General features: G+C 66.9%; 34 protein-coding genes. 1 reads left to right on the top strand and 33 read right to left on the bottom strand.

Going from position 1 to position 25054, the window contains the following annotated elements:
* The first annotated feature begins 129 nt into the window (after positions 1 to 129).
* Positions 130 to 750 (top strand): trimeric intracellular cation channel family protein, encoded by a 621-nt coding sequence (locus tag ACFFJC_RS07695; protein ID WP_379486910.1) that lies wholly within the window; start codon positions 130 to 132, stop codon positions 748 to 750.
* Between the two features lie 36 nt (positions 751 to 786).
* Here ACFFJC_RS07695 and ACFFJC_RS07690 read toward each other — a convergent pair whose 3' ends face one another.
* The 33 genes from ACFFJC_RS07690 to fusA form a co-directional block, all read right to left on the bottom strand.
* Positions 787 to 1395 (bottom strand): hypothetical protein, encoded by a 609-nt coding sequence (locus tag ACFFJC_RS07690; RefSeq protein WP_379486909.1) that lies wholly within the window; start codon positions 1393 to 1395, stop codon positions 787 to 789.
* Between the two features lie 89 nt (positions 1396 to 1484).
* Positions 1485 to 3608, bottom strand: coding sequence for a prolyl oligopeptidase family serine peptidase (locus ACFFJC_RS07685; protein WP_379486908.1), 2124 nt, complete (start codon positions 3606 to 3608; stop codon positions 1485 to 1487).
* Between the two features lie 220 nt (positions 3609 to 3828).
* The gene (gene rplQ, locus ACFFJC_RS07680) at positions 3829 to 4251 is read right to left on the bottom strand and encodes a 50S ribosomal protein L17 (protein ID WP_379486907.1); all 423 of its coding nucleotides are present in this window, start codon (positions 4249 to 4251) and stop codon (positions 3829 to 3831) included.
* A gap of 245 nt (positions 4252 to 4496) precedes the next feature.
* Complete coding sequence (locus tag ACFFJC_RS07675) at positions 4497 to 5564, bottom strand: DNA-directed RNA polymerase subunit alpha (protein WP_379486906.1); 1068 nt, start codon at positions 5562 to 5564, stop codon at positions 4497 to 4499.
* A gap of 105 nt (positions 5565 to 5669) precedes the next feature.
* The gene (gene rpsK, locus ACFFJC_RS07670) at positions 5670 to 6059 is read right to left on the bottom strand and encodes a 30S ribosomal protein S11 (RefSeq protein WP_007011846.1); all 390 of its coding nucleotides are present in this window, start codon (positions 6057 to 6059) and stop codon (positions 5670 to 5672) included.
* A gap of 66 nt (positions 6060 to 6125) precedes the next feature.
* Positions 6126 to 6494, bottom strand: coding sequence for a 30S ribosomal protein S13 (rpsM, locus tag ACFFJC_RS07665; protein WP_379486905.1), 369 nt, complete (start codon positions 6492 to 6494; stop codon positions 6126 to 6128).
* A gap of 352 nt (positions 6495 to 6846) precedes the next feature.
* Positions 6847 to 7605, bottom strand: coding sequence for an SRPBCC family protein (locus ACFFJC_RS07660; RefSeq protein WP_379486904.1), 759 nt, complete (start codon positions 7603 to 7605; stop codon positions 6847 to 6849).
* Positions 7606 to 7712: 107 nt separating this feature from the next.
* Positions 7713 to 8360: an adenylate kinase gene (locus tag ACFFJC_RS07655; RefSeq protein WP_379486903.1), complete on the bottom strand. Its 648-nt coding sequence runs from the start codon at positions 8358 to 8360 to the stop codon at positions 7713 to 7715.
* Positions 8361 to 8411: 51 nt separating this feature from the next.
* The gene (gene secY / locus ACFFJC_RS07650) at positions 8412 to 9779 is read right to left on the bottom strand and encodes a preprotein translocase subunit SecY (protein WP_379486902.1); all 1368 of its coding nucleotides are present in this window, start codon (positions 9777 to 9779) and stop codon (positions 8412 to 8414) included.
* Positions 9780 to 10024: 245 nt separating this feature from the next.
* Positions 10025 to 10504 carry a 50S ribosomal protein L15 gene (gene rplO, locus ACFFJC_RS07645; RefSeq protein ID WP_379486901.1) on the bottom strand — a complete coding sequence of 160 codons (480 nt, stop codon included), beginning with the start codon at positions 10502 to 10504 and terminating at the stop codon, positions 10025 to 10027.
* A 100-nt stretch (positions 10505 to 10604) separates the two neighbouring features.
* Positions 10605 to 11804 (bottom strand): ankyrin repeat domain-containing protein, encoded by a 1200-nt coding sequence (locus ACFFJC_RS07640; RefSeq protein WP_379486900.1) that lies wholly within the window; start codon positions 11802 to 11804, stop codon positions 10605 to 10607.
* 170 nt (positions 11805 to 11974) lie between these two features.
* Positions 11975 to 12151, bottom strand: a complete 177-nt coding sequence (gene rpmD / locus ACFFJC_RS07635) for a 50S ribosomal protein L30 (RefSeq protein ID WP_379486899.1) — start codon at positions 12149 to 12151, stop codon at positions 11975 to 11977.
* 5 nt (positions 12152 to 12156) lie between these two features.
* A complete protein-coding gene (gene rpsE / locus ACFFJC_RS07630; RefSeq protein ID WP_379486898.1) occupies positions 12157 to 12891 on the bottom strand; it encodes a 30S ribosomal protein S5 in 735 nt (244 codons plus the stop codon).
* Positions 12892 to 12893: 2 nt separating this feature from the next.
* A complete protein-coding gene (rplR, locus tag ACFFJC_RS07625) occupies positions 12894 to 13232 on the bottom strand; it encodes a 50S ribosomal protein L18 (protein WP_379486897.1) in 339 nt (112 codons plus the stop codon).
* Entirely contained in the window at positions 13232 to 13765 is a 534-nt protein-coding gene (gene rplF, locus ACFFJC_RS07620; RefSeq protein WP_379486896.1) for a 50S ribosomal protein L6, read from the bottom strand. The genes rplR and rplF overlap by 1 nt, the downstream gene beginning before the upstream one ends.
* Complete coding sequence (gene rpsH / locus ACFFJC_RS07615) at positions 13765 to 14160, bottom strand: 30S ribosomal protein S8 (RefSeq protein WP_379486895.1); 396 nt, start codon at positions 14158 to 14160, stop codon at positions 13765 to 13767. The genes rplF and rpsH overlap by 1 nt, the downstream gene beginning before the upstream one ends.
* 10 nt (positions 14161 to 14170) lie before the next feature.
* Positions 14171 to 14476 (bottom strand): 30S ribosomal protein S14, encoded by a 306-nt coding sequence (rpsN, locus tag ACFFJC_RS07610; RefSeq protein WP_379486894.1) that lies wholly within the window; start codon positions 14474 to 14476, stop codon positions 14171 to 14173.
* A 26-nt stretch (positions 14477 to 14502) separates the two neighbouring features.
* Positions 14503 to 15084, bottom strand: coding sequence for a 50S ribosomal protein L5 (rplE, locus tag ACFFJC_RS07605; RefSeq protein WP_379486893.1), 582 nt, complete (start codon positions 15082 to 15084; stop codon positions 14503 to 14505).
* Positions 15077 to 15394, bottom strand: coding sequence for a 50S ribosomal protein L24 (rplX, locus tag ACFFJC_RS07600; protein ID WP_379486892.1), 318 nt, complete (start codon positions 15392 to 15394; stop codon positions 15077 to 15079). The genes rplE and rplX overlap by 8 nt, the downstream gene beginning before the upstream one ends.
* Positions 15394 to 15762: a 50S ribosomal protein L14 gene (gene rplN / locus ACFFJC_RS07595; protein ID WP_021233436.1), complete on the bottom strand. Its 369-nt coding sequence runs from the start codon at positions 15760 to 15762 to the stop codon at positions 15394 to 15396. The genes rplX and rplN overlap by 1 nt, the downstream gene beginning before the upstream one ends.
* A gap of 161 nt (positions 15763 to 15923) precedes the next feature.
* A complete protein-coding gene (rpsQ, locus tag ACFFJC_RS07590) occupies positions 15924 to 16193 on the bottom strand; it encodes a 30S ribosomal protein S17 (RefSeq protein WP_103728310.1) in 270 nt (89 codons plus the stop codon).
* Positions 16194 to 16205: 12 nt separating this feature from the next.
* On the bottom strand, positions 16206 to 16412 hold the full coding sequence (gene rpmC, locus ACFFJC_RS07585; protein ID WP_379486891.1) for a 50S ribosomal protein L29: 207 nt from the start codon (positions 16410 to 16412) through the stop codon (positions 16206 to 16208).
* Positions 16409 to 16843, bottom strand: coding sequence for a 50S ribosomal protein L16 (gene rplP, locus ACFFJC_RS07580; RefSeq protein WP_379486890.1), 435 nt, complete (start codon positions 16841 to 16843; stop codon positions 16409 to 16411). Before rplP ends, rpmC begins: the two co-directional genes overlap by 4 nt.
* A gap of 20 nt (positions 16844 to 16863) precedes the next feature.
* Positions 16864 to 17559 (bottom strand): 30S ribosomal protein S3, encoded by a 696-nt coding sequence (gene rpsC, locus ACFFJC_RS07575; protein ID WP_379486889.1) that lies wholly within the window; start codon positions 17557 to 17559, stop codon positions 16864 to 16866.
* Positions 17560 to 17562: 3 nt separating this feature from the next.
* Positions 17563 to 17940, bottom strand: coding sequence for a 50S ribosomal protein L22 (gene rplV, locus ACFFJC_RS07570; RefSeq protein ID WP_379486888.1), 378 nt, complete (start codon positions 17938 to 17940; stop codon positions 17563 to 17565).
* Entirely contained in the window at positions 17937 to 18218 is a 282-nt protein-coding gene (rpsS, locus tag ACFFJC_RS07565) for a 30S ribosomal protein S19 (protein ID WP_008828234.1), read from the bottom strand. Before rpsS ends, rplV begins: the two co-directional genes overlap by 4 nt.
* Positions 18219 to 18224: 6 nt before the next feature.
* A complete protein-coding gene (gene rplB / locus ACFFJC_RS07560) occupies positions 18225 to 19061 on the bottom strand; it encodes a 50S ribosomal protein L2 (protein ID WP_379486887.1) in 837 nt (278 codons plus the stop codon).
* Positions 19062 to 19066: 5 nt separating this feature from the next.
* Complete coding sequence (locus ACFFJC_RS07555) at positions 19067 to 19378, bottom strand: 50S ribosomal protein L23 (RefSeq protein WP_379486886.1); 312 nt, start codon at positions 19376 to 19378, stop codon at positions 19067 to 19069.
* Complete coding sequence (rplD, locus tag ACFFJC_RS07550; RefSeq protein WP_379486885.1) at positions 19371 to 19997, bottom strand: 50S ribosomal protein L4; 627 nt, start codon at positions 19995 to 19997, stop codon at positions 19371 to 19373. The genes ACFFJC_RS07555 and rplD overlap by 8 nt, the downstream gene beginning before the upstream one ends.
* Before the next feature lie 3 nt (positions 19998 to 20000).
* On the bottom strand, positions 20001 to 20756 hold the full coding sequence (gene rplC, locus ACFFJC_RS07545) for a 50S ribosomal protein L3 (protein WP_379486884.1): 756 nt from the start codon (positions 20754 to 20756) through the stop codon (positions 20001 to 20003).
* Between the two features lie 334 nt (positions 20757 to 21090).
* Positions 21091 to 21402 carry a 30S ribosomal protein S10 gene (rpsJ, locus tag ACFFJC_RS07540; RefSeq protein WP_007011873.1) on the bottom strand — a complete coding sequence of 104 codons (312 nt, stop codon included), beginning with the start codon at positions 21400 to 21402 and terminating at the stop codon, positions 21091 to 21093.
* Positions 21403 to 21597: 195 nt separating this feature from the next.
* Positions 21598 to 22788, bottom strand: a complete 1191-nt coding sequence (tuf, locus tag ACFFJC_RS07535; RefSeq protein ID WP_379486883.1) for an elongation factor Tu — start codon at positions 22786 to 22788, stop codon at positions 21598 to 21600.
* A 91-nt stretch (positions 22789 to 22879) separates the two neighbouring features.
* Entirely contained in the window at positions 22880 to 24964 is a 2085-nt protein-coding gene (gene fusA / locus ACFFJC_RS07530; protein WP_379486882.1) for an elongation factor G, read from the bottom strand.
* Positions 24965 to 25054 lie beyond the last annotated feature (90 nt).

Raw genomic sequence — 25054 nt, 5'->3', positions numbered from 1 at the left:
CCTGCGGCATTTATGATCCTTTGTGTATCGCTATTTCTGGAAGGGTCAAGGTCGACACGGATGCGCCGGGAGGATTTCGGCATGCCATCGCCGCTGCCATTCGCGCGCCGCAAGTTGTAGAAGCGGCGCATGACCCCTGCCGCTCCTGCCCTCCCCCCTGCGCTCGACATCCTCGGCATCGCCGTATTCGCCCTCACCGGTGCGCTCACGGCGGTGCGGATGCGCCAGACTTTCGTCACCGCCGCATTCTTCGCGCTGATTACCGGCGTGGGCGGCGGCTCGCTGCGCGACCTGCTGATCGGCGCCCCGGTGTTCTGGGTGCGCGATGCGCTGGTGGCGCCGGTCTGCCTGGCAACGGCGCTGCTCGCCTGGTTCACCCCGGTGCGCTGGTGGCAGGGACAGTTGCTCGAATGGGCCGACGCGCTGGGGCTTGCGGTCTATTCGGTGTTCGGCACCATGAAGGCGCTGTCCTGGGGCGTGCCACCGGCCGCGGCGGTGCTGATGGGCGTGGTCACCGCCTGCATCGGGGGCGTGATTCGCGACGTGCTGGCGGGTCAGCCCTCGATCCTGATGCGTCCGGAGCTCTACGTCACCGCCGCGGCGCTTGCGGCGGGGCTGGCCGGGGCGGGCGTGGTGCTGGCGCTGCCGCCGGCGCTCACCTGGGCGATCGCGGTGGCGGCCGGGTTCGGCCTGCGCGGTGCGGCGATCCACTGGTCGTTGCACCTGCCGGCGCACGGCGGAGAGGAATAGGCTCGGCGGGTCCGCGCTGCGCCGGACAGGCCGGCGTCAGATCACGCCCTGCCCGTCGACCGCAACCGAACGGATGTGGCCGCCGTCGTCGACGCTGCACGCGAAGGGCCGCCCGTCGGCAAGCCGCCCTTCGACGCTGTAGCGCTCACCCATGCGGCGCACGCTCTCGACGCTCTCGACATGCTTGTCCCCGCGCGAGAGCTCGGCCGAACAGGCGTCCACGGCGCTGCCGAGGCTGCCCTGGCCGGCCTCGAGCCCGCCCGGATAAGTCGCTCCCCCCGAAGGCGGCACATCGACCGGCCCATCGTCCGGCGCATCGACTGGCCCATCGTCCGGCGCATCGACTGGCCCATCGTCCGGCCCATCGCCGTACCCGACTTCGGGCGCTTCGGGATAGCGATAGGGCTCGGGCTCGCCGTCGGTGCGCTCCGCCTTCTTGTTGCTGACGGCGGTGGCGACCGCGGCGACGCCGCCGATCACGAGCAGCCCGGCCAGCAGGTCCCCGCCGTCGATGCCGCCGCCGCCGCGATGATGCCGGTGGCGGCGCCAGTCGTCATGCCCCCGCGCCAGCGCCGGCGCGGCCGTCATCGAGAAAGCGGCGAGCGCGGCCAGCGACGCAGCGATGCGCGAACGAAAGATGGACATCGGCGAGAATCCCGCGGTCGGCGCGCACGATGCGGGCCGTCCAGCGATCACCGGTAAGCCCGCCTTGCTGTCCTGTCGATGAACCATGCTCAGGGCTGGGCCTCCGCCTCCGACCCGCCGGCGTGCGCGATCGTGGTGTCTTCCGGCACGCGCAGGCCCGTCCACCGGGCCAGGAACGCCAGGATGTCGGCGCCCTCCTCGATGGCCTTGTCGGTCGGCTTGCCCGAACCATGCCCGGCGCGCGTCTCGATGCGGATCAGGCGCGGCTTGTCGCCGAGGCGCGCGTGCTGCAGCGCCGCCGCGTACTTGAACGAGTGGCCGGGGACCACGCGGTCGTCGGTGTCGGCGGTGGTGACCAGGATCGCCGGATAGGCCGCGCCCTCGCGGATGTTGTGGTAGGGCGAATAGGCGCGCAGCACGCGAAAGTCGTCCTCGCGGTCCGGATGGCCGTAGTCGTCGACCCAGTAGCGGCCGGCGGTGAAGCGGTCGAAGCGCAGCATGTCCATGACGCCGACCTGCGCGATCGCCGCGGCGAACAGATCGGGCCGCTGGTTCACCACCGCGCCCACGAGGAGGCCGCCGTTGGAGCCGCCCTGGATGGCGAGGCCGTCCTTGCTGGCGATGCCTTCGTTCACCAGGAACTCGCCGGCGGCGATGAAGTCGTCGAACACGTTCTGCTTGTTGGCGCCCCGCCCGGCGTCGTGCCAGGCCCGGCCATACTCGCCGCCCCCGCGCAGGTTGGCGAGCGCGAAGGCCCCGCCCGCCTCCAGCCACGCCATGCGCGTCGCCGAGAAACCGGGCGTCAGCGCCACGTCGAAGCCGCCGTAGCCGTAGAGCAGTGTCGGCACCGGCTGGCGCGCCTTGGCCACGGCGCGGCTGCGCACGATGAACATCGGCACCCGGGTGCCGTCCTTCGAGGTGTAGAAGCGCTGCTCGACCACGTAGGCGCCCGGGTCGTAGCACAGCTTTGGCGTCGCGAAGGGCGCGGTCACGCCCGTCGACAGGTCCATCCGGTAGATCGAGGCCGGGCAGTTGAAGCTGGTGAAGGCGTAGAACGTCTCGGGATCGCCGGGCCTCCCGCGGAAGCCCGAGGCGGTGCCGATGCCGTTGAGGCTCAGGGTGCGGCCCTTGCCGCCGTCGAGCGCCAGGATCTCGGCATGGCTCGCCGCGTCGCGCATGTAGTTGAGCACCAGCTGGTCGCCCACCACCCCGGCGCGCTCGAGGATCTCCTCGCGTTCGGCGACGAGTTCCCTCCACTCCGGATCCGGCGCGTCGAGGTCGATGGCGACGAGGCGATAGCGGGGCGCGTTCCAGTTGGTCACGTACCACAGCCGCTGTCCGGCACCCTCGACGAGCTTCCAGTCGTCAGTGAAGCCGCTCACCAGCGGCCTGGCCTTCCACTCGCCGCGGCGGCGGTGCCTGAGGTCGATCACCCGCACCTCGTAGCGGGCGTCGGTGCCAACGTGGCTGGTGATGAGCGCTAGGCGCCCGTCCTGCGTCACTTCGGCGACATGACCCTGATCGGGGTGGTCGGGCGTTGCATAGACCAGCTCGTCGCTGTCCTGCGGGGTGCCGAGGCGGTGGAAGTAGACCGTCTGGTCGTAGTTCAGCCCCTGGAAGGCCGCGCCCTCCTGCGGCGCCGGGAAGCGCGAGTAGAGGAACCCCTCCTCGCCTACCCAGGCGAGCGCGGTGAACTTGGCCCAGCGGATCTCGTCATCGAGCGGCGCGCCGGTCCTGACGTCGAGGACGCGCAGGATCCGCCAGTCGCTGCCCCCGTCCTGCACGCTGTACAGCAGGTAGCGGCCCTTCTCCGAAGGCTCCCATGCGTCGAGCGCAGTGGCGCCGTCGGCGGCCCAGGCATTGGGGTCGAGCAGCAGCCGCGGCTCGCCCTCCAGCCCCTTGCGCACGAAGAGCTGCGCCTGGTTCTGCAGGCCGGTGTTGCGCGTGTAGAAGTAGTACCCGCCCGCCTTGGTCGGGATGCCGAACCGCTCGTAGTCCATGAAGGTCCGGATGCGCCGCTCGAAGTGCGCGCGCTGCGGCAGCCCGGCGAGGTAGCTCTCCGTGACCGCATTCTCGCGCCCGACCCAGTCGGCCACTTCGGGCGCATGGCGCACGTCCGCCTCGAGCCAGCGGTAGGGATCGGCGACCTCTTCGCCGAAGTGGGTCTCGACCAGGTCGTCGCGGCGGGTCTGGGGATAGGTGATCTCTGGCATGGACGCCGCCCAGATGGGCGTCGCGAGATTGAGCGACAAGAGCGCGAGCCCCGAAAGTCGCGCAAGTGCCCGCCGGCATTTCATTTTTGTGCTCTCCCGAGGTGGTTCGACCGATATAGGCCGATCCCCCGCGACCGGGAAGAGCGCGCCCCATACGAAAGCGGCCGCGAACCGGGTGGTTCGCGACCGCTTTCGTGTGTTCCTGCGGGAACGCCCTGGCTCAGGCCTCGGCGTACTCGTCCACTTCGGCGTTCACCGGGCCCGAGTCCTGGCCCTTGGCGGCCACGTCGCGGTCCACCAGCTCGATGATCGCGATCGGTGCGGCGTCGGAGGCGCGGATGCCGGCCTTGATGATGCGGGTGTAGCCACCGCTACGACCGGCGTAGCGCTCGGCCAGCACCTCGAACAGCTTCTTCTCCTGCGCTTCGTCCATCAGGCGCGAGTGCGCCAGACGGCGGTTCGACAGGCCGCCGTGCTTGGCGAGCGTGATGAGCTTCTCGACGTAGGGGCGCAGTTCCTTGGCCTTGGCCGTGGTGGTCTGGATCTGCTCGTGCTTGACGAGGGCGGCCGCCAGGTTGCGCAGCAGGGCGGCGCGATGGCCCGAGGTGCGCTGCAGCTTGCGCTGGCCATACTTGTGACGCATGTTCTTGTCCTTGTTCGCCAGGCAGCCGTTTCAGGTACTGCCTGCCGGGCGATGTGGTACGGCCACCGCCCAAAGCCGGTTCACTGGAATGTGAAGGGCGCCCTCAAGACGATTTACGGCCGGGAGTCAAGTCCCGGCGTGCCGAGTGCAGCGTCAAGACGAAGCGGCGACGCCGCATCCCCAACGAGAAAAAGGCCCCGCGGCTTCCCGCGAGGCCCTTTTCATCCCGCATCGGGGAGGCCGGATCAGCCGAGCAGTTCCTGCTCGAGCTTCTTGGCCATCTCTTCGATGTTCTCGGGCGGCCAGCCCGGGATGTCCATGCCAAGGCGCAGCCCCATCGAGGACAGGACTTCCTTGATCTCGTTGAGCGACTTGCGGCCGAAGTTCGGCGTGCGCAGCATCTCGGCTTCGGTCTTCTGGACCAGATCGCCGATGTAGATGATGTTGTCGTTCTTGAGGCAGTTGGCCGAACGCACCGACAGCTCAAGCTCGTCCACCTTCTTGAGCAGGTAGCGGTTAAGCTGGTTGGTGTCGCTCTCCTCCGAAGCGGCGGCGCCGCCAGCGGCCATGCCGATCATCGGCGACTGGCCGACGGGGGCGATGTCCTCGAAGTGGACGAACAGCGCCAGCTGGTCCTGCAGGATGCGCGCGGCATAGGCCACCGCGTCCTCGGGGCTGACGGTACCGTCGGTCTCGACGGTCAGGCTCAGCTTGTCGAAGTCGAGCTCCTGCCCGATGCGGGCGTTCTCGACCTTGTAGCTGACCTGGCGAACCGGCGAGTAGAGCGAGTCGACCGGGATCAGCCCGATCGGCGCGTCCACCGGACGGTTCGACACGGCCGGAACGTAGCCCTTCCCGCTGTCCGCGGTCAGTTCCATGTTCAGCGTCGCGCCCTCGTCGAGGTGGCAGATCACGAGGCCCTTGTTCATGACCTCGATGTCACCGGTGACGGCGATGTCGCCGGCGGTCACGGCCGCGGGGCCGGTGGCCGAAAGCTGGAGACGCTTCGGACCGTCGCCCTGCATCTTGAGCGCGATCTGCTTGACGTTCAGGACGATGTCCGTCACGTCCTCGCGCACGCCGGCGAGCGACGAGAATTCGTGCAGCACGTTCTCGATCTTGATCGAGGTGATCGCGGCGCCCTGCAGCGAAGACAGCAGCACGCGCCGGAGCGCGTTGCCGAGCGTCAGGCCGAAGCCACGCTCCAGGGGTTCGGCGACGAAGGTCGCCTTCAGCTTGGGGTCTGGTCCCGGCTTGACCTCAAGGCTGTTCGGCTTCTTGAGTTCCTGCCAGTTCTTGATGTTGACAGTCATGGACTTCCCCTGGGAGTGATGGCGGTTGCGCCCCGAAGCCTGGTGGAAAGGCCCGGGACGTTCCGAGGACGGGCGACGACCGGTTCGTCGCCCGCATGTGCTCGATCAGACGCGGCGGCGCTTCGAGGGACGCACGCCGTTATGCGGAATCGGCGTGACGTCGCGGATCGAGGTGATGGTGAAGCCGACCGCCTGGAGTGCGCGCAGGGCGCTCTCGCGGCCCGAGCCGGGGCCCTTGACCTCGACCTCGAGGGTGCGCACGCCGTGCTCGGCGGCCTTCTTGCCGGCGTCGTCCGCGGCCACCTGGGCGGCGTACGGGGTCGACTTGCGGCTGCCCTTGAAGCCCATCATGCCGGCCGAGGACCAGCTGATCGCATTGCCCTGGGCGTCGGTGATGGTCACCATGGTGTTGTTGAAGCTGGCGTTCACATGCGCGATGCCGCTCGTGATGTTCTTGCGCTCGCGGCGCTTAATGCGCTGGGGTTCGCGTGCCATGATCGTGTATCCTGTCGAAAAATCGCTAAGGGAAAAAACCGAGGGGCGAAGATCGCCCCGTCAGGCTTACTTCTTCTTGCCGGCGATGGGCTTGGCCTTGCCCTTGCGGGTGCGCGCATTGGTGTGCGTGCGCTGGCCGCGGACCGGAAGGCCCTTGCGATGACGCAGGCCGCGGTAGCAGGCGAGGTCCATCAGACGCTTGATGTTCATCGCGGTCTCGCGACGAAGGTCGCCTTCCACGGTGTGCTCGGCGTCGATCGTCTCGCGGATCTGAAGGACTTCCGCGTCCGACAGGTCCTGCACGCGGCGGGCATGGTCGATGCCGAGCTTGTCGGCGATCTCGACGGCCTTGGTGCGGCCGATACCATGGATATACGTGAGCGCGATAATCACGCGCTTGTTGGTGGGGAGGTTGACCCCGGCAATACGAGCCACTTGTTAAATCTCCAGCTCCACAGGGGTGCGAATGCAAGCCCCTATCTCAACGCGAACACCCGAACAGACCCAATGCAAAAGGCCCGGTTGGCACGTACTCGCGGGTGTTGTGGACACGCGATCTTGGCCTTCCGGACTTGCGTTGCTGTCGAGTGAAGGGCGCGCTTAGAACGATTCGCGCACGAAGTCAACGCCCCCGGGGCGCCGACGCCGCCGCGCCTGCCCGCAAAGGGGGCAATGCCGCGTCGGTGAAACCATCCTATCGCGAATCGCAGCAACAGTCAAAGCGCCTCCTCGCACCGGGCCGCGCCCGGTTGGCGCCCGGTTGGCGCCCGGTTGGCCACTTGGCCGCTCAACGCCCGACGATGGGTCCCTTCGGTGCGGGCGGTTCCTCCGCCAGCGGCACCAGGCCCGGATCTTCGGCCGCACCCTCGGCAGGCGCCGGCTCGGCCATCCTCGGATCCTGCGCCTCGGGTTCGGGACCGAGCGCCGGCTCCGCGCCCGCGGGCGCAGGCGCGGGCGCAGGCGCGGTCCCCGGGAAAGCGGCGGCGAAGGCACCGCCCAGCGTCTCGGCCAGGCGCCGCATCTGCGCGCCCAGCATGGCGTCCACGGCGGGGGCCAGCTTGTCGAACGGGGTGCGGGTGAAGCCGCCCACCACGTATTCCATCAGCACTTGCGTGGTACCCGCCTGCTCCCCCGGCTTGAGCTGGATCGTCAGCGTGGCGTTCGCCGCCTCGGACTGCAGCGGCCCCAGCGCTCCCACCATCCGCAGCGCGCGAGGCCGCTCGATATAGACGACGCGCATGTGCTCGACGGTGCCGCGCGGGCTCGCCTTGGGCGAGGCGGCGTTGGGCAGGATCTCGCAGAAGCAGCCACCCGCCCGCGCGTCGATCGAGAGGTTCGCCGCATCGCTTGACCAGGTATGCGCGGCATCCCACCAGGCGGCGGGCTTGATGAGCACCGCCCAGGTCTCGTCCGCACCTTCGGGCACTTGCACGATGTGCCGCACCACGAAGCCGCTCTGCGACACCTGCGCCACTTTGGCCGCCGCCGGTGCAGCCGGCAGCGCCGATGCCGCCGCCGCCGCGAAAACCCATGCCCAGTGCTTCATCGTGAACCCGATCCCTGCCGTCGATGCCCCGAAGCCAGCCTATCGCGGCCCGGCAGAGTTCGCCAGTCCCCGCGCGCGGCGTCGCAGTCCTACAGCCAGCCCGCGCCTCAGCCGGCGAGCACGCCTTCGATCGCCGCGGTCACCTCGTCCATGTCGGCCATGCCGTCCACCTTGCTGACGATGCCGCGCGCTTCGTAGATCGGCAGGATCGGCGCGGTCTTGGCGCGGTACTCGGCCATGCGGGTGCGCACGGTCTCGGCATTGTCGTCCGGGCGCCGCTTGAATTCGTGCCCGCCGCACTTGTCGCAGGTGTTGGGCACGTGCGGCTGCTCGAAGGTATCGTGATAGCCCTTGCCGCAGGTAGCGCAGGTGAAGCGGCCGGTGATGCGCTCGACCAGCGCATCCTCGTTCACCTCGAGCTCGATCACGTGGTCGAGCTTGCGCCCGCGCGCGTCGAGGATCGCGTCGAGCGATTCGGCCTGCGCCGCAGTGCGCGGATAGCCGTCGAAGATGGCGCCGACGCCCGGCCCCATGGCATCGAGTTCGTCGCCGATGAGCGCGGAGACGATCGCGTCCGACACGAGTTCGCCGCGCTCCATCACCGCCTTGGCTTCCAGCCCGGTGGGCGTTCCCGCCTTCACCGCCGCGCGGAGCATGTCGCCGGTGGAGAGCTGGCGCATGCCGTGCTTCTCGACCAGGCGCTGGGCCTGCGTGCCCTTGCCCGCTCCCGGCGGTCCCAGAAGGATGATATTCACGCCCTAAACCCCCTCAGTCTCTTTGCTTCTGGCCTGCCCCGGCTTGCGCCGTCAGCGCAGGCGGCCCTTCAGCTTGGCCTTCTTGATGAGATCGCCGTACTGGTGCGCCAGCAGGTGCGACTGGATCTGCGTGATCGTGTCGACAGTGACGTTGACGACGATCAGAAGACTCGTGCCACCCATGAACAGCAGCGGCAAGCCCGTCATCGACAGGAAGTACTCAGGCACCGTGCACACGATGGTGAGGTACAGCGCGCCGATCACGGTGATGCGCGTCAGGACGTAGTCCAGGTACACAGCGGTGTTCTTGCCCGGACGGATGCCGGGAATGAAGCCGCCGTTCTTCTTCAGGTTCTCCGAAGTCTCCTCCGGATTGAAGACGACCGCGGTGTAGAAGAACGAGAAGAAGATGATGCCGGCTGCGTAGAGCAGCATGTAGAGCGGCTTGCCGTGGCCCAGGTACTGGTTGAGCGTGACCACCACCTTGCCCCAGGTGGAATCCGGGCTCAACGAATTGCCGGCGAACTGCGTGATCGTCAGCGGCAGCAGCAGCAGCGAGCTGGCGAAGATCGGCGGGATCACGCCCGCGGTGTTGATCTTGAGCGGCAGGTGGCTGCGGTCCGCCTGCATCATGCCGCGCTGGGTCGCCCGCTTGGGATACTGGATCAGCAGGCGGCGCGTGGCGCGCTCGCAGAAGCAGATCAGCAGGATCATGGCGACGAGCAGCGCGATCAGGCCGATGATGAGGATCGTCCCGGTGTCGCCGGCCGAATAGGCCTGGCCGAGGTTGCTCGCGAACGTGGGCATCTGCGCCACGATGCCCGCCATGATGATGAGCGACACGCCGTTGCCGATCCCGCGCGAGGTGATCTGCTCGCCCAGCCAGAGCAGGAACATCGTCCCGCCCACCAGGCTGATGACGGCGCCGATGCGGAAGATGATGCCGGGATCGACCACCGCCTGCAGGCCGCTGGACGCGCCATAGGCCTCGAGGCTCACGGCCAGGAAGTAGCCCTGCAGCGCGCAGAGACCCACCGTGCCATAGCGCGTGTACTGGTTCAGCTTCTTGCGCCCGGCCTCGCCTTCCTTCTTGAGCGCGATCAGCGCCGGGTGGAGCGAGGCGGAGAGCTGCACCACGATCGAGGCGGTGATGTAGGGCATCACGCCGAGCGCGATGAGGCTCATGCGCGAAAGCGAACCGCCCGAGAACGTGTTGAACAGGTCGAGGATGCCGCCCTGGGTCTGACTGTAGAGCGATTCGAGGATCAGCGGGTTCACGCCCGGCAGCGGCACGAAGCTCAGGAAGCGGAACACGATCAACGCGCCGATGGTGAACCAGATGCGGTTCTTCAGCTCGGTCGCCTTGGAGAAGTTGGCCAGGCTGAGCGTGCTGGCGATGTTGTCGGCGCGGGAAGCCATGACGTTCGGGAAGCCTCGAATGAACTGAACGGATTCGCCCTTAGCGGCTGTGGCCTGCCTTGTCGAACCCGGGAAGGGAACTGGCCATATAGACATTCGTGCGATGTCTGGAAGGGCTTGCCTGCGCGAATCCGCGAGGGCCGTGGCCTGGCCGCATCACCGATGCGGGGCGCGGGCCCGGATACGAAGAGAGGGCGAAGCGCCCGGCGCCCGCCCTCTCCGTGTGACGTGGATGTCGCCCGGCCTCAGGCCGCGGCGTCTTCCTTGGCCGGCAGGATCACCGAGCCGCCCGCCTTCTCGACCGCGGCGACGGCACCGGCCGATGCGCCCGCGACGTTGAAGGTGACCTTGGCGGTCAGCTCGCCCTTGCCCAGCAGGCGCACGCCGTCCTTGCCGCCACGGGCAAGACCGGCCGCCTTGAGCAGCGCGTGATCGACGGTGCCCGAGATGTCGAGCTTGCCGGCGTCGATCGCCTTCTGCACGAGGCCCAGGTTCACTTCGGCGTAGTCCTTGGCGAACTTCTTGTTCGAGAAGCCGCGCTTCGGCAGGCGCATGTGGAGCGGCATCTGGCCGCCCTCGAAGCCGGCGATCGAAACGCCCGAGCGCGCCTTGGCGCCCTTCTGGCCGCGGCCGGCGGTCTTGCCCTTGCCCGAGCCGATGCCACGGCCGACGCGGATGCGGCGGTGACGGGCGCCGGCGTTGTCACGGATGTCGTTCAGTTTCATATGTTGCACTCGCTTTCGCTTTGAGTCGCGCTGATGGAAGCGGCGCCCTTAGAGGATGAGGCCGCGCTTGTCACGCGGGTTCTGCCCCTCCCCCCGGGGCTCAGTTCCCGCCGCCGAAGCCGACGAGCAGCTTGGCGCTCTCCGGGACGCGGGTGCCGAAGGCGTCGCGGGCCGGGGTCCAGCGCACGATCTCGACCGCTAGGCCGCACAGCTCCTTGTCGAACGCCGGGGAGACCGATGCCGGCTCCATCGTGCATTCGGTGGTGTTGCCCTGCTCGTCGACCTGGAAGTCGAGATCGTGGCGGCGGAACGCCTGGCGGCGCAGGACACGCTCGTACCGTTCCTTGAGCTCGGTCAGCGCATGGTTGAACTCGATCAGGCTGGCGTCGTCCCAGCGCGGCTTCTGGCGCAGGCTCGCGAACTCCTCCTCACTGACCAGCGGGCGCATCCGGCGGATCATCGCATACCAGCGCATGATGCGCGCGATCTGGAGCGGCGACTGGCGGTCGATGGTGGTCTGGCAGGTCGCCCCGGTGGGGTTCGCCTTGGCGCGCAGCAGCGCCTCGGCGGCAGGCCAGCGGTGATAGGCGACGGCCCAGGCCAGCGGGGTCAGCCCGAACATGTCGGTGCGATCCACCGCCGCGGCGTCGCGGCCCAGCAGCACCCTGATGTCCGACACCGAGCCGCGCCGGGCCGCGGCGCCCAGGCCATGGCTCATGCGCGCGGGCCCAAGCTCGGCGAAGCCGAAGGGCTGCACGACGCCCGCGTCGGGATTGTCCGGGAGCGGCGGCACCGGGCCGGCCTTGTCGGTCGCCCGGCACACGTCGGCGTAAGGGTAGCGCGGATCCGCCAGCATCGCCGCGTTGTAGCGCCGGCCGAAGCCCATCACTTTGTCGTCGGGAAGTTCGTCGTCGGCCGCGGCCTTGTCCGCCGCCACGAAGGCGAGCGCGCGCACCGTCCAGGGCGAGAGCCCCCCGAGGACGCGGCATTGCACGCCGTAGGGCTCGGTGGTGATGCCCGTCTCTGTAGTGGCCGCGGCCAGGCGGAAGTCGCCGGCATCGAGCGCCTTGTGCGCCTCCGCCACCGCGTTCGACCGCCCGCCCGCCAGCGCCTTGCGCAGCGATTCGTCGCTCTCGCGCAGCCGCTGCAGCACGCCGGTGTCGGCCCGCAGGTCCCCGCATCGGGTGAGTTCCGCACCCTCGACCTGGATCGCCGCGTCATGCTCACGCTCGGAACAACCCACGGTCCCCAAGGCCCCCAGGCCCAGGAGGGTGACTGCCAGAAGCCGCTTGCCGATCAAGACCGATCCCCGCTGGATGACGCGCCCCGCACCCCGGAGCCGATGTGCCCGCGCGAATAGCATAGCCGCAGGCGTTGGAAAGAGCGTACCGCGCCCTCCCCTCAATGCGAGAAGGGCCCCGGCGTCTCCGCCGGGGCCCCTCCTGATGTCTCGGCTCAGCCTGGACAGGCTCAGTCGACGATCGCCACCATGTGCGGCAGCTTGGCGATGGCACCGCGCACTTCGGCGGTGTCTTCCAGCTCCACGACGCGGTGCATCTTGCCGAGCCCGAGGCCGATGAGGACCTTCTTCTGGCTGGCGGGGCGGCGGATCGGCGAACCGATCTGCTTGATCTTGATCTTCGCCATGAGACTTACTCCACGATGGCTTCGGCGGCGGCCTCGGCCTCCACCTCGGTAGCGCCACCGCGACCGAGCAGGTCGGCGACCTTCTTGCCACGACGCTGGGCCACCGACTTCGGCGAAGTCTGATTGGTCAGCGCGTCGAAGGTGGCGCGGATCATGTTGTACGGGTTCGAGGTGCCCACCGACTTGGTGACGACGTCGTGGACGCCCAGGCTCTCGAACACGGCGCGCATCGGGCCGCCTGCGATGATGCCCGTACCGGCCGGGGCCGTGCGGACGTTCACCTTGCCGGCGCCGAAGTGACCCTTGCCGTCGTGATGGAGGGTGCGGCCCTCCTTCAGCGCGACGCGGATCATCTTCTTCTTGGCCGAAGCGGTCGCCTTGGTGATCGCCTCGGGCACTTCGCGGGCCTTCGAGTGACCGAAGCCCACGCGGCCCTTGCCGTCACCGACGACGACCAGAGCTGCGAAGCCGAAGCGCTTGCCGCCCTTCACGGTCTTCGAAACGCGGTTGATGTGGACGAGCTTCTCGATGAGCTCCTCGCCCTGCTCTTCCTCGTTGCGCGGACCGCCGCGGCGGTCGTCGCGACGGCCGCCACGGCCGCCACGCTCGCCACCGCGATCGTTGCCGCCACGGCCCCGGCCGCCACGGCCACGGCCGCCTTCGCGACCGCCGTCGTGCGGCACGCCGCCCTGCGGGTGCTCAGCAGCGATAGGCTGCTCGTTGTTGATTTCGTCTGCCATGATCAGAACTCCAGCCCCCCTTCACGAGCGGCATCGGCGAGCGCCTTGACGCGGCCGTGGTAGAGGAAGCCGCCGCGGTCGAACACGACCGAGGTGATGCCCGCCTTCTTGGCGGCCTCGGCGAGTTCCTTGCCCACGCGGGTCGCGGCGTCGATGTCGGTGCCCTTCGCGCCCAGCGTGTTGGCTGCGGCGACGGTGTGGCCCTGCGCATCGTCGATGATCTGCGCATAGATGTGACGGCCGGTGCGGTGCACCGACAGACGGGGACGGCCACCCGAACGGGCCTTGAGGGCGGTGCGGACGCGCCGAGCACGGCGGTCGAAGAGAGACAGCTTGGCCATTACTTCTTCTTCCCTTCCTTGCGGAAGATGTACTCGCCACGATAGGCGATACCCTTGCCCTTGTAGGGCTCGGGCTTGCGCCAGCGGCGAATCTCGGCCGCGATCTGGCCGACCTTCTGCTTGTCGATGCCGGAGATCTCGACCGTGGTGTTGTCCGGGGTCTTGATCTCGATGCCCTCGGGCACGGCGATGTCGACATCGTGCGAGTAGCCGAGCTGCAGCTTCAGGGTCTTGCCCTGCGAGTTGGCGCGGTAGCCGACGCCCTTGATCTCGAGGACCTTGGTGAAGCCGTTGGTGACGCCTTCGATCAGGTTCGAGACCAGAGTGCGCTGCATGCCCCAGTGGCTGCGAGCCTGCTTGCTCTGGTTGATCGGCTGCACGGCCACCGAACCATCTTCGATGGCGTAGGTGACCTGGTCCGACAGACCCATGGTGAGCGTGCCCTTGGGGCCCTTCACCGAGAGGGTGCCGTTGTCGATGGTGGCGGTGACGCCGCTAGGGACGCTCACCGGCTTCTTGCCGATGCGGCTCATCAGAACACCTCCGCCAGCACTTCGCCGCCGACGTTCTGCGAGCGGGCCTCGGCATCCGAGAGCACGCCGCGGGGCGTCGAGACGATGGTGATGCCCAGGCCGTTGCGCACGATCGGGAGTTCCTTGGAACCCGAGTAGACGCGGCGGCCCGGCTTGGAGACACGGGCGATGTGCTTGATCGCGGGCTCGCCCTCGAAGTACTTCAGCTCGATGCGCAGCTGCGGGTGGGCGCCGGTCACATCGTCGGAGAAGCCACGGATGTAGCCCTCGCGCTGGAGCACTTCGAGCACGCGCGCACGAAGCTTGGAGGCCGGCGAGAGGACGGAGTCCTTCTTCGCCTGCTGGCCGTTGCGGATGCGGGTGAGCATATCACCCAGGGGATCGGTCAATGCCATTTTCTAACCCTTACCAGCTCGACTTGGTCACGCCGGGGATCATCCCCTTGTTGGCGAGATCGCGCAGCTCGATGCGGCACAGGCCGAACTTGCGGTAGTAACCGCGCGGACGACCGGTCGTGGCGCAACGGTTGCGGACCCGGGTCGGGTTGCCGTTGCGCGGGATTTCGGCCAGCTTCAGGCGAGCGATGAGACGCTCGGTCTCTTCGAGCGACTGGTCGTCGGCGACGGCCTTCAGGCGCTCGTACTTGCCTGCATACTTCTTGACGAGCTTCTTGCGACGCTCATTCTTGTTCACGGAACTCAGTTTCGCCATGGACTTAAGCTCTCTTCCTCAGCGGCTCACGCCGCTTCCTTCTGTTCCGACTCTTCAGCCGGGAACGGGAAACCGAACAGACGCAGCAGCTCGCGCGCCTCGTCGTCGGTCTTCGCGGTGGTGGTCACGATGATGTCCATGCCACGCACCTTGTCGATCTTGTCGTAGCTGATCTCCGGGAAGATGATCTGCTCCTTCAGGCCCATGGCGTAGTTGCCACGGCCGTCGAACGACTTCGGGTTCAGGCCACGGAAGTCGCGGATGCGGGGCATCGCGATCGTGACGAGGCGATCGAGGAACTCGTACATGCGCTCGCGGCGGAGCGTCACCTTGCAGCCGATCGGCATGCCTTCACGCAGCTTGAACTGCGCGATCGACTTGCGGGCCTTGGTGATGACGGGCTTCTGGCCGGCGATGGCTTCCATCTCGGCCGCGGCGGTCTGGACCTTCTTCTTGTCCTGGCTCGCCTCGCCCACGCCCATGTTGAGCGTGATCTTCTCGATCTTGGGCACTTCCATCGCGTTCTTGTAACCGAACTTCTCGGTCATCGCCTTCGCAATGTCGGCTTCGTACTTGGCGCGCAGGCGCGGAGTGTACTTGTCAGCCATCGATCGTCTCCCCGGACTTCACGGCCACACGGACCTTCTTGCCGTCCTTGGTTTCAAAGCGGACGCGCGTCGGCTTGCCGTCCTTGTCAGCCACGGCAACCTTCGAGATCGCCATCGGCGCGGCGACGCGGTCGATGCCGCCCTGCGGGTTCTGCTGGGTCGGCTTGCGGTGCTTGGTGGCGACGTTCACGCCCTCGACCACGATCTTGCCGTCCTTGGGCAGGACCTGGAGGACGGTCCCGGTGCGGCCCTTGTCCTTGCCGGACAGGACGACGACCGAGTCACCCTTCTTGATCTTCGCGGCAGCCATCACAGCACCTCCGGAGCGAGCGAGATGATCTTCATGAAGCCGCGGCCGCGCAGCTCGCGCACCACGGGGCCGAAGATACGGGTGCCGATCGGCTCCTCGTTCTTGTTGATCAGCACCGCAGCGTTGCTGTCGAAGCGGATCACGCTGCCGTCGGTACGGCGCACGTCCTTGCGGGTGCGCACGATCACGGCGCGGTGCACGTCGCCCTTCTTGACGCGCGCGCGGGGCTGCGCCTCCTTGACCGACACCACGATGATGTCGCCGACGCCCGCGAAACGACGCTTCGAGCCACCCAGCACCTTGATGCACTGGACGCGCTTGGCGCCGCTGTTGTCCGCGACGTCGAGATTGGATTGCATCTGGATCATCGATCCGGGTCCTTCTCAACTGGCTTGCCGGAACCAGTCCGGCAGTTCCTAAAAATAGAGGCCCCCGAAGAGGCCCGAGTCGCCCCGGCGGGCGAAGTGCGGCCCTTTGCCGCATTTCCCCGCCAAGGTCAACTCACGTCCGCAGGGCTCGAGGCGAGGTCTCAGACCTCGGCTTCGAGCGCCGTCCCCTTGCTCGCCTGAAGACGGTCAAGAACCTTCCAGGTCTTGGTCTTCGAGTAGGGCGCCGTCTCCTCGATCCGGACGCGCTCGCCGGTCTTGAAGGCGTTGTCCTCGTCGTGGGCGTGGTACTTCTTCGAGCGGCGGATGATCTTCCCGTAGAGGGGGTGCTTCACCTTGCGCTCGACGAGCACGGTCACGGTCTTGTCCGTCTTGTCGGAGACGACGGTCCCGGTCAGAATACGCTTGGGCATCGTTGTTTCTCCTTACGCCTTCGCCGACGCCGAACGCTCAGCCTGGAGCGTCTTGATGCGGGCGATGTCGCGACGGACTTCCTTGATGCGCGCCGGGCGCTCGAGCTGGCTCGTGGCGGCCTGGAAACGCAGGTTGAACTGCTCGCGCTTGAGGTCGACGAGCTCAGCGGTCAGCTGGTCGTCGGTCTTGGCGCGCAGGTCTTCGGTCTTGGCCATCATTCGCCTCCCAGGTGAGAGGTGTCGCCGAGGCGGGCGACGACCTTGGTCTTGATCGGCAGCTTCATCGCGGCGCGGCTGAACGCTTCCGCGGCGAGCGGGCCGGCGACGCCGTCCACCTCGAACAGGATGCGGCCCGGCTTGACGCGGGCGGCCCAGTATTCGACCGAACCCTTGCCCTTGCCCTGACGGACTTCGGCAGGCTTCTTCGAGACCGGCACGTCCGGGAAGACGCGGATCCAGAGACGGCCCTGGCGCTTGAGGTGACGCGTGATCGCGCGGCGGGCCGCTTCGATCTGGCGGGCGGTGATCCGCTCGGGCTCCATGGCCTTGAGGCCGTAGGAACCGAAGTTCAGGTCGGTGCCACCCTTGGCGTCGCCCTTGATCCGGCCCTTGAAGGCCTTGCGGAACTTGGTCTTTTTCGGTTGCAGCATGGTGCTTCTCTATCCTGGGCTCAGCGGGCCGGACGGACGCCGGAGGTCTGAGCCTCCATCATCAGTCGGTCCTGCGCCGTCGGGTCGTGGCCCAGGATCTCACCCTTGAAGACCCAGACCTTGATGCCGATGATGCCGTAGGCGGTCAGCGCCTCGGCTTCGGCATAGTCGATGTTGGCGCGCAGCGTGTGGAGCGGCACGCGACCTTCGCGATACTGCTCGACGCGGGCGATCTCGGCACCGCCGAGACGGCCGCCGCACATGATCTTGACGCCTTCGGCGCCCAGACGCATCGCGGACTGCATCGCGCGCTTCATCGCCCGGCGGAACGCCACGCGGCGGATCAGCTGGTCGGCGATGCCCTGGGCGACGAGCTTGGCGTCGATCTCCGGCTTGCGGATCTCGACGATGTTCAGCTTCACCTCGCTCGAGGTCATCGTGGCCAGCTGCTTGCGCAGCTTCTCGATGTCCGCGCCCTTCTTGCCGATGATGACACCGGGGCGGGCCGCGAAGATCGAGATGCGGCACAGCTTGGCCGGACGCTCGATCACCACCTTCGAGATCGCGGCCTGCGGCAGCGTCTCGATGATGAACTTGCGGATCTTGAGGTCTTCCTCAAGCAGCTTGCCGTAGTCCCGGCCTTCCGCGAACCAGCGGCTGTCCCAGGTACGGTTGATCTGCAGGCGCAGACCGATCGGATTGCTCTTGTGACCCATGGATCAGGCCTCCTCGACTTCGCGAACGACGATCCGCAGGCGCGAAAACGGCTTGAGGATGCGGGTGGACTTGCCGCGACCACGAGCGTGGAAACGCTTCATGGTGATCGACTTGCCGACCGACGCCTCGGCGACGACGAGAGCATCGACGTCGAGGTTGTGGTTGTTCTCCGCGTTGGCGATCGCCGAGGCGAGCACCTTGCGGGCGTCCACGGCCATCGCCTTGGTCGAGAAGGCGAGGATGTTCATCGCCTCTTCGACCGGGCGGCCGCGGATCAGGGCAGCGACCAGGTTGAGCTTCTGGGCCGAACCACGAATGTTCGTGTTGACCGCAAGAGCTTCCTTGTCGCCGACGCGGCGGGGTGCTGCTTGCTTGCTCACTTGCGCTTGCCCTTCTTGTCGGCGGCATGCCCGGGGAACGAGCGGGTGGGAGCGAACTCACCCAGCTTGTGGCCGACCATGTCCTCGTTGACCGCAACGGGGATGAACTTGTGCCCGTTGTAGACCTGGAAGGTCAGACCAACGAACTGCGGGAGAATGGTGGAGCGACGCGACCAGGTCTTGATCGGACCAGCGCGGCTGCCGGCATCCTGCGCGACTTCGGCCTTCTTGAGAAGGTAGAGGTCGACGAAGGGGCCTTTCCAGACGGAACGTGCCATCGTGACTTACCTCTTCTTCTTGGCGTGACGCGAACGGATGATGAGCTTGTCCGTCTGCTTGTTGTTGCGGGTGCGCGCACCCTTGGTCGGCTTGCCCCACGGGGTGACCGGGTGACGGCCGCCCGAGGTCCGGCCTTCACCACCACCGTGCGGGTGGTCGACCGGGTTCTTGGCGACGCCGCGGGTCAGCGGGCGACGGCCTAGCCAGCGGCCGCGACCGGCCTTGGCGAGGGTCTGGTTCGAGTTGTCGGGGTTCGACACCGCACCGACCGTGCCCATGCAGTCACCACGCAGGTAGCGCTGCTCGCCCGAGTTGAGGCGGACGATGACCATGCCGCGGTCACGACCGACGACCTGGACGTAGGTGCCGGCCGAGCGGGCGATCTGGCCGCCCTTGCCCGGCTTCATCTCGACGTTGTGGCAGATCGTGCCGACCGGCATCTGCGCCAGCAGCATCGCGTTGCCCGGCTTCACGTCGGTCTTCTCGCCGGCGACGATGACGTCACCCACGGCCAGACGCTGCGGCGCCAGGACGTAGGCCAGCTCGCCGTCGGTGTACTTCACCAGCGCGATGAAGGCGGTGCGGTTCGGGTCGTACTCGATCCGCTCGACGGTGGCTTCCATGTCCCACTTGCGACGCTTGAAGTCGATGTAGCGGTACTTCTGCTTGTGGCCGCCGGCGATGCCACGCGAGGTCACGTGACCCTTGTTGTTGCGGCCGCCCGTCTTGCTCTTGCCTTCGGTCAGCGCCTTGACGGGCTTGCCCTTCCAGAGCGACGACTTGTCGACGAGGACCAGGCCACGGCGCGCCGGGCTGGTCGGGTTGTAGTTCTTGAGTGCCATCGGAATTAACCCCGCACGCCTTCGGTGACGTCAATCGACTGGCCTTCGGCCAGCGTGACGATCGCCTTCTTCACGTCGCTGCGACGGTATTCCTTACCACGCCAGCGCTTGGTCTTGCCCTTGGTCACGAGCGTGTTCACGCCGGTCACCTTGACATCGAAGAGCGCCTCGACGGCCGCCTTGATCTCGGGCTTGGTCGCCTTGTCAGCCACCTTGAAGACGACCGCGTTGTGCTCGGAGAGCAGGGTCGACTTCTCGGTGATGTGGGGCGAGAGGATCACGTCGAAGTGACGGATGTCCACGTTGCTCTTAGCCATTGAAACGCGCCTCCAGCTTCTCGACAGCGGCGCGCGTCAGCACCAGCGTATCATGCTTCAGGATGTCGTAGACGTTGGCGCCGACAGCCGGGAGCACGTTCACGCCGACGATGTTGCGGGCCGCGCGGGCAAAGCCCTCGTTGACCTGCTCACCGTCCACGACGAGCACCTTCTTGCCGAAGCCGGCCTTCGCCAGCTGACCGGCCAACGCCTTGGTCTTGGCGTCGGCGACGTCGAGCGTGTCGACGACGACGAGACCGTTCTGGGCCTTGGACGACAGCGCCATCTTCAGGCCGAGCGCGCGGATCTTCTTGTTCAGCGAGATGTTGAACTCGCGGCGACGGGCACCGTGAGCCTTACCACCGCCGATGAAGACCGGAGCCGCACGGTCGCCGTGACGCGCCGTGCCGCCGCCCTTCTGGCGACCGAACTTCTTGCCCGTGCGGGCAACGTCCGAACGCTCGCGGGTGGCGCGGGCGATACCGCGACGGTTCTCGAGCTGCCACGTGACGACGCGGTGCAGGATGTCCGCGCGCGGCTCGAGGCCGAACACGTCGTCCGAAAGCTCGATGTCGCCGTTGCCGGCCGAACCATCGATGTTGAGGACCTGAACCTTCACGACTTAGCCCTCCTGGCCTTCGGTCGCTTCGGGCGCCGCGACATCAGCGGGCGTCTCGGCAGCGGCCGGTTCATTGGTGTTGGCGGCAACCTTGATGCCGGCCGGGTACGGAGCCTCGGCGTGACGGTCGACCTTGACGGCGTCCGAAACCGTGAGCCACGCGTTCTTCGCGCCCGGGACCGAGCCCTTGACGAAGATCAGGCCACGCTCGTCGTCCACGCGGACGATCTCGAGGTTCTGCTGGGTGCGCTGACGGTCGCCCATGTGGCCGGCCATCTTCTTGTTCTTGAAGACCTTGCCCGGATCCTGGCGGTTGCCGGTCGAACCATGGGCACGGTGCGAGATCGAGACGCCGTGCGTCGCGCGCATGCCGCCGAAGCCCCAGCGCTTCATGGCGCCCTGGAAGCCCTTGCCCTGGGTGTGGCCGGCAACGTCGACGAGCTGGCCCGGCACGAAGTGCGAGGCGGCGATCGTCGAGCCGACTTCGAGAACGGCATCGTCGGCAACGCGGAATTCCGCGACGCGCATCTTGAGCGGCACCTGGGCCTGCGCGAAGTGCTCGCGCTGCGGCTTGGCGACGTTCTTCTGCTTGGCTTCGCCGGCACCGAGCTGGACCGCGACGTAGCCGTCACGCTCTTCGGTACGGACAGAGACGACCTGGCAGTCCTCCAGCGCCAGGACGGTGACGGGCACGTGGCGGCCGTCCTCCTGGAACAGGCGGGTCATCCCGACTTTCTTTGCGATCACGCCGGTACGCATGACCTTACTCCTTACAGAGGCGTACGCAGGACCATCCCCCGCACGCATGTCCAACCCTCAGTGTGATACGAACCCCGTCCGGGTCAGGTGTTCCCTGCCGATCCCGAGGGACCTGCGGAAACGAGACGGGGGACGCATTCCCGAACGCAGCCCGGAGGCGGCGCCGGAGGTATCCCTTGTGTCCCTCCGGGCTCTTCCCTCGGGGCGCTGTCTCTGCGGGTTTCTCCCCGCAAAGCCGGCTGCTTGAGCCGACAAGATAATCCTCGATCTAGTTAGGGTCCGATCGGAAAGGACCATCGGGGCGACCCTTGCGGGGCGCCCCGTTTCACCGGCCTCAGGCCAGCTTGATCTCGACGTTCACGCCGGCCGCGAGGTCCAGCTTCATCAGCGCATCGACGGTGGCGGCGTTCGGCTGCACGATGTCAAGCAGGCGCTTGTAGGTGCGGACTTCGAACTGCTCACGCGACTTCTTGTCGATGTGCGGGCCACGGTTGACCGTGAACTTCTCGATCTTGGTCGGCAGCGGAATGGGGCCCCGGATCAGAGCGCCGGTGCGGCGGGCCGTGTCGGCGATCTCGCCAGTGGCCTGGTCGAGCACGCGATGGTCGAACGCCTTCAGGCGGATACGGATGTTCTGAGCTTCCATTACCTACTACCGATGAGAAAGAGCCAAAGGACTTCAAGTCCCGTCAAATTCGAGCCGCGCCCCTACACCGGAGTTCCGAGTCGGGCAAGGCCTAGTTTCGGGAAATCTGCGAGTTCCCTCATTAAACGCGAAAGGCCCGGCCCTCCTTGCGGAAGCCCGGGCCCATCACTTCAGCCGCAGTGGCCGATCAGCGAATTACTTCGTGATCGAGGACACGACGCCCGAGCCGACGGTGCGGCCGCCTTCGCGGATGGCGAAGCGCAGACCTTCGTCCATGGCGATCGGGGCGATCAGCTTGACCGACAGCGCGACGTTGTCGCCCGGCATGACCATCTCGGTGCCCTCGGGGAGGATCACTTCGCCGGTCACGTCGGTGGTGCGGAAGTAGAACTGCGGACGGTAGTTCGCGAAGAACGGGGTGTGACGGCCGCCTTCTTCCTTCGACAGCACGTAGACCTCGGCCGAGAACTCGGTGTGCGGGGTCACGGTGCCGGGCTTCGCCAGAACCTGGCCACGCTCGACGTCTTCACGCTTCAGGCCACGGACCAGCGCGCCGATGTTGTCGCCGGCTTCACCCTGGTCGAGCAGCTTGCGGAACATTTCGACGCCGGTAACGGTGGTCTTCTGGGTGTTGCGGATGCCGACGACTTCGACTTCCTCGCCAACCTTGACGATGCCGGTCTCGACGCGGCCGGTGACGACCGTACCACGACCCGAGATCGAGAACACGTCCTCGACGGGCATCAGGAAGGGCTTGTCGGTCGGGCGCGGCGGCTGCGGAATGAAATCGTCCACGGCCTTCATGAGCTCGAGGATCTTTTCCTTGCCGATGGCGTCGTCGCGGCCTTCGAGAGCGGCCAGAGCCGAACCCTTGACGATCGGAATGTCGTCGCCGGGGAAGTCGTACGAGGACAGCAGCTCGCGCACTTCGAGTTCGACGAGCTCGAGGAGCTCCTCGTCGTCGACCTGGTCGACCTTGTTCATGAACACGACGAGCGCGGGCACGCCGACCTGGCGGGCGAGCAGGATGTGCTCGCGGGTCTGCGGCATCGGGCCGTCAGCAGCGTTCACGACCAGGATCGCGCCGTCCATCTGGGCGGCACCGGTGATCATGTTCTTCACGTAGTCAGCGTGGCCGGGGCAGTCGACGTGCGCGTAGTGGCGGGCGTCGGTCTCGTACTCGACGTGCGCGGTCGAGATCGTGATGCCGCGCTCGCGCTCTTCGGGAGCCTTGTCGATGTTGGCGAAGTCGACGGCTTCACCGCCGAACGCCTCGGCCATCACCTTGGTGATCGCGGCGGTCAGGGTGGTCTTGCCGTGGTCGACGTGACCGATGGTGCCGATGTTGCAGTGCGGCTTGTTCCGCTCGAATTTTGCCTTGGCCATTTTCAAACCTTCTTTCGTCTTGAATTTGAATCCGCGGGTATCGGAGCGGCTCCCATGGAATCAGGCGCCGCCCCTAGAACCATTCTCGCCCTCAGGCAAGCTTCTCCTTGACTTCGGCCGCGACGTTCGCCGGGACCTCGTCGTAGTGGGAGAAGATCATCGTGTACTGCGCGCGACCCTGCGTGAACGAGCGCAGCTGGTTGACGTAACCGAACATGTTGGCGAGCGGCACGTTGGCCTCCACCACCTGCGCGTTGCCGCGGCTGTCGGTGCCCTGGATCTGGCCACGGCGCGAGTTGAGGTCGCCGATGACGTCGCCCATGAACTCTTCCGGGGTGACGACTTCGACCTTCATGATCGGCTCGAGCAGCTTGATGCCCGCCTTCTGGGCCACTTCGCGCATCGCGCCGCGGCCGGCGATCTCGAACGCCAGGGCGGACGAGTCGACGTCGTGGTACGAACCGTCGTACAGCAGGATCTCGAAGTCGATGATCGGGAAGCCGACCAGCGAGCCCGAGGCGGCCGTCTCGCGCATGCCCTTCTCGATCGCGGGGATATATTCCTTCGGAATGTTACCGCCCTTGATCTCGTCCTTGAAGACGATGCCCGAGCCGCGCTCGCCCGGCGTGACCTTGACCTTCACGCGGCCGAACTGACCGGTACCACCCGACTGCTTCTTGTGGGTGTAGTCGATGTCCACCGGCTTGCCGAGGTATTCGCGATAGGCCACCTGCGGCGCACCGACGTTGGCCTCGACCTTGAACTCGCGACGCATGCGGTCGACGATGATATCCAGGTGAAGCTCGCCCATGCCCTTGATGATGGTCTGGCCGGACTCGTGGTCGGTGGTGACGCGGAACGAGGGGTCCTCGGCCGAGAGACGGTTGAGCGCGACGCCCATCTTCTCCTGGTCGGCCTTGGTCTTCGGCTCCACCGACAGTTCGATCACCGGCTCGGGGAACTCCATGCGCTCGAGCACGATCGGCGCCTTTTCCGCGCAGAGCGTGTCGCCCGTGGTGGTCTCCTTCATGCCGGCCAGCGCGACGATGTCGCCCGCGAAGGCCTCGTCGATGTCCTTGCGATCGTTGGCGTGCATCTCGAGGATGCGGCCGACCTTCTCCTTCTTGCCCTTCACCGAGTTCAGGTACGTGCCCTTCGACAGCGTACCCGAATAGATGCGGGCGAAGGTGAGCGAGCCCACGAACGGGTCGTTCATGACCTTGAAGGCCAGCGCCGAGAACGGCGCGTCGTCCGACGCCGGACGGCTGTCGGGCTCGTCGCTGTCGACCTTGACGCCCTGGACGTCCTCGATGTCGAGCGGCGAAGGCAGGTAGGCGACGACCGCGTCAAGCAGGGGCTGCACGCCCTTGTTCTTGAACGCCGAGCCGCACACGACCGGCACGAAGGCGTGGTTCAGCGTACCCTTGCGGATCAGCGCCTTGAGCGTGTCGGCGTCGGGCTCGGTGCCCTCGAGGTAGGCTTCCATCGCCTCGTCGTCCTGCTCGACGGCGAGCTCGATGAGCTTGGTGCGGTACTCGGCAGCTTCGTCCGCGAGGTCGGCCGGGATCTCCTCGTAGAAGAACTCGGCGCCCAGCGATTCGTCCTTCCAGACGATCGCGCGGTTGTGGACGAGGTCGACGAGGCCCTTCAGGTCGGCCTCGAGGCCGATCGGGATGTAGAGCACGGCCGGCGTCGCACCCAGGCGGTCGATGATCGACTGCACGCAGTACTTGAAGTTGGCGCCGGTGCGGTCGAGCTTGTTGATGAAGCACATGCGCGGCACGCCGTACTTGTCGGCCTGGCGCCACACGGTTTCCGACTGCGGCTCAACGCCGGCAACGCCGTCGAAGCACGCAACGGCACCGTCGAGCACGCGCAGCGAGCGTTCGACTTCGATGGTGAAGTCGACGTGGCCCGGGGTGTCGATGATGTTGATGCGGTATTCCTGGCCCTCGGCGGTCCAGAAGCAGGTCGTGGCAGCCGAGGTGATGGTGATGCCGCGCTCCTGCTCCTGCTCCATCCAGTCCATGGTCGCGGCGCCGTCGTGCACTTCGCCGATCTTGTAGGACTTGCCGGTGTAGTAGAGGATACGCTCGGTCGTGGTGGTCTTGCCGGCGTCGATGTGCGCCATGATACCGATGTTACGGTACATATTGAGCGGATGGCTGCGGGCCATGGGAGAATCCTTAGCGAGGGTTTCGGGAGCGGAAAGCGGCCTTCAGATAAGACCTCGCCCCCTGAAATAAAAGTGTGACGCCCGGATGAC

Origin of the sequence: Novosphingobium soli (genome assembly GCF_042432915.1) — a bacterium.
In the GTDB taxonomy this organism is placed as follows: domain Bacteria; phylum Pseudomonadota; class Alphaproteobacteria; order Sphingomonadales; family Sphingomonadaceae; genus Novosphingobium; species Novosphingobium soli.
Note: the sequence above shows the minus strand (reverse complement) of the source record. Positions and strands in the feature narration are given on the sequence as shown.

Excerpts from the sequence above, each read along its gene's own strand:
- rplO (WP_379486901.1), bottom strand. The coding sequence starts at position 10,504 with ATGAAACTGAACGACATCCGTGACAACGCCGGCGCCCGTCACCGCCGC.
- tuf (WP_379486883.1), bottom strand. The coding sequence starts at position 22,788 with ATGGCCAAGGCAAAATTCGAGCGGAACAAGCCGCACTGCAACATCGGC.
- rplE (WP_379486893.1), bottom strand. The coding sequence starts at position 15,084 with ATGGCTGACAAGTACACTCCGCGCCTGCGCGCCAAGTACGAAGCCGAC.
- rplP (WP_379486890.1), bottom strand. The coding sequence starts at position 16,843 with ATGCTGCAACCGAAAAAGACCAAGTTCCGCAAGGCCTTCAAGGGCCGG.
- ACFFJC_RS07675 (WP_379486906.1), bottom strand. The coding sequence starts at position 5,564 with ATGACTGTCAACATCAAGAACTGGCAGGAACTCAAGAAGCCGAACAGC.
- ACFFJC_RS07695 (WP_379486910.1), top strand. The coding sequence starts at position 130 with ATGACCCCTGCCGCTCCTGCCCTCCCCCCTGCGCTCGACATCCTCGGC.
- secY (WP_379486902.1), bottom strand. The coding sequence starts at position 9,779 with ATGGCTTCCCGCGCCGACAACATCGCCAGCACGCTCAGCCTGGCCAAC.
- rpsS (WP_008828234.1), bottom strand. The coding sequence starts at position 18,218 with ATGGCACGTTCCGTCTGGAAAGGCCCCTTCGTCGACCTCTACCTTCTC.
- rpsC (WP_379486889.1), bottom strand. The coding sequence starts at position 17,559 with ATGGGTCACAAGAGCAATCCGATCGGTCTGCGCCTGCAGATCAACCGT.
- rplX (WP_379486892.1), bottom strand. The coding sequence starts at position 15,394 with ATGGCTGCCGCGAAGATCAAGAAGGGTGACTCGGTCGTCGTCCTGTCC.
- rplF (WP_379486896.1), bottom strand. The coding sequence starts at position 13,765 with ATGAGCCGCATCGGCAAGAAGCCGGTGAGCGTCCCTAGCGGCGTCACC.
- rpmC (WP_379486891.1), bottom strand. The coding sequence starts at position 16,412 with ATGATGGCCAAGACCGAAGACCTGCGCGCCAAGACCGACGACCAGCTG.
- rpmD (WP_379486899.1), bottom strand. The coding sequence starts at position 12,151 with ATGGCGAAGATCAAGATCAAGCAGATCGGTTCGCCGATCCGCCGCCCC.
- rpsH (WP_379486895.1), bottom strand. The coding sequence starts at position 14,160 with ATGGCATTGACCGATCCCCTGGGTGATATGCTCACCCGCATCCGCAAC.
- rpsJ (WP_007011873.1), bottom strand. The coding sequence starts at position 21,402 with ATGGAAGCTCAGAACATCCGTATCCGCCTGAAGGCGTTCGACCATCGC.
- rplR (WP_379486897.1), bottom strand. The coding sequence starts at position 13,232 with ATGGCCAAGCTGTCTCTCTTCGACCGCCGTGCTCGGCGCGTCCGCACC.
- rpsN (WP_379486894.1), bottom strand. The coding sequence starts at position 14,476 with ATGGCGAAACTGAGTTCCGTGAACAAGAATGAGCGTCGCAAGAAGCTC.
- rplC (WP_379486884.1), bottom strand. The coding sequence starts at position 20,756 with ATGCGTACCGGCGTGATCGCAAAGAAAGTCGGGATGACCCGCCTGTTC.
- ACFFJC_RS07685 (WP_379486908.1), bottom strand. The coding sequence starts at position 3,608 with ATGCCAGAGATCACCTATCCCCAGACCCGCCGCGACGACCTGGTCGAG.
- rplQ (WP_379486907.1), bottom strand. The coding sequence starts at position 4,251 with ATGCGTCACAAGTATGGCCAGCGCAAGCTGCAGCGCACCTCGGGCCAT.
- ACFFJC_RS07660 (WP_379486904.1), bottom strand. The coding sequence starts at position 7,605 with ATGAAGCACTGGGCATGGGTTTTCGCGGCGGCGGCGGCATCGGCGCTG.
- rplB (WP_379486887.1), bottom strand. The coding sequence starts at position 19,061 with ATGGCACTCAAGAACTACAACCCGACCAGCCCGGCGCGCCGTGGCCTG.
- rpsE (WP_379486898.1), bottom strand. The coding sequence starts at position 12,891 with ATGGCAGACGAAATCAACAACGAGCAGCCTATCGCTGCTGAGCACCCG.
- rpsQ (WP_103728310.1), bottom strand. The coding sequence starts at position 16,193 with ATGCCCAAGCGTATTCTGACCGGGACCGTCGTCTCCGACAAGACGGAC.
- rpsK (WP_007011846.1), bottom strand. The coding sequence starts at position 6,059 with ATGGCACGCGAACCCCAGCGCATTAAGCGCCGCGAGCGCAAGAACATC.
- rplN (WP_021233436.1), bottom strand. The coding sequence starts at position 15,762 with ATGATCCAGATGCAATCCAATCTCGACGTCGCGGACAACAGCGGCGCC.
- ACFFJC_RS07690 (WP_379486909.1), bottom strand. The coding sequence starts at position 1,395 with ATGTCCATCTTTCGTTCGCGCATCGCTGCGTCGCTGGCCGCGCTCGCC.
- fusA (WP_379486882.1), bottom strand. The coding sequence starts at position 24,964 with ATGGCCCGCAGCCATCCGCTCAATATGTACCGTAACATCGGTATCATG.
- ACFFJC_RS07555 (WP_379486886.1), bottom strand. The coding sequence starts at position 19,378 with ATGGCTAAGAGCAACGTGGACATCCGTCACTTCGACGTGATCCTCTCG.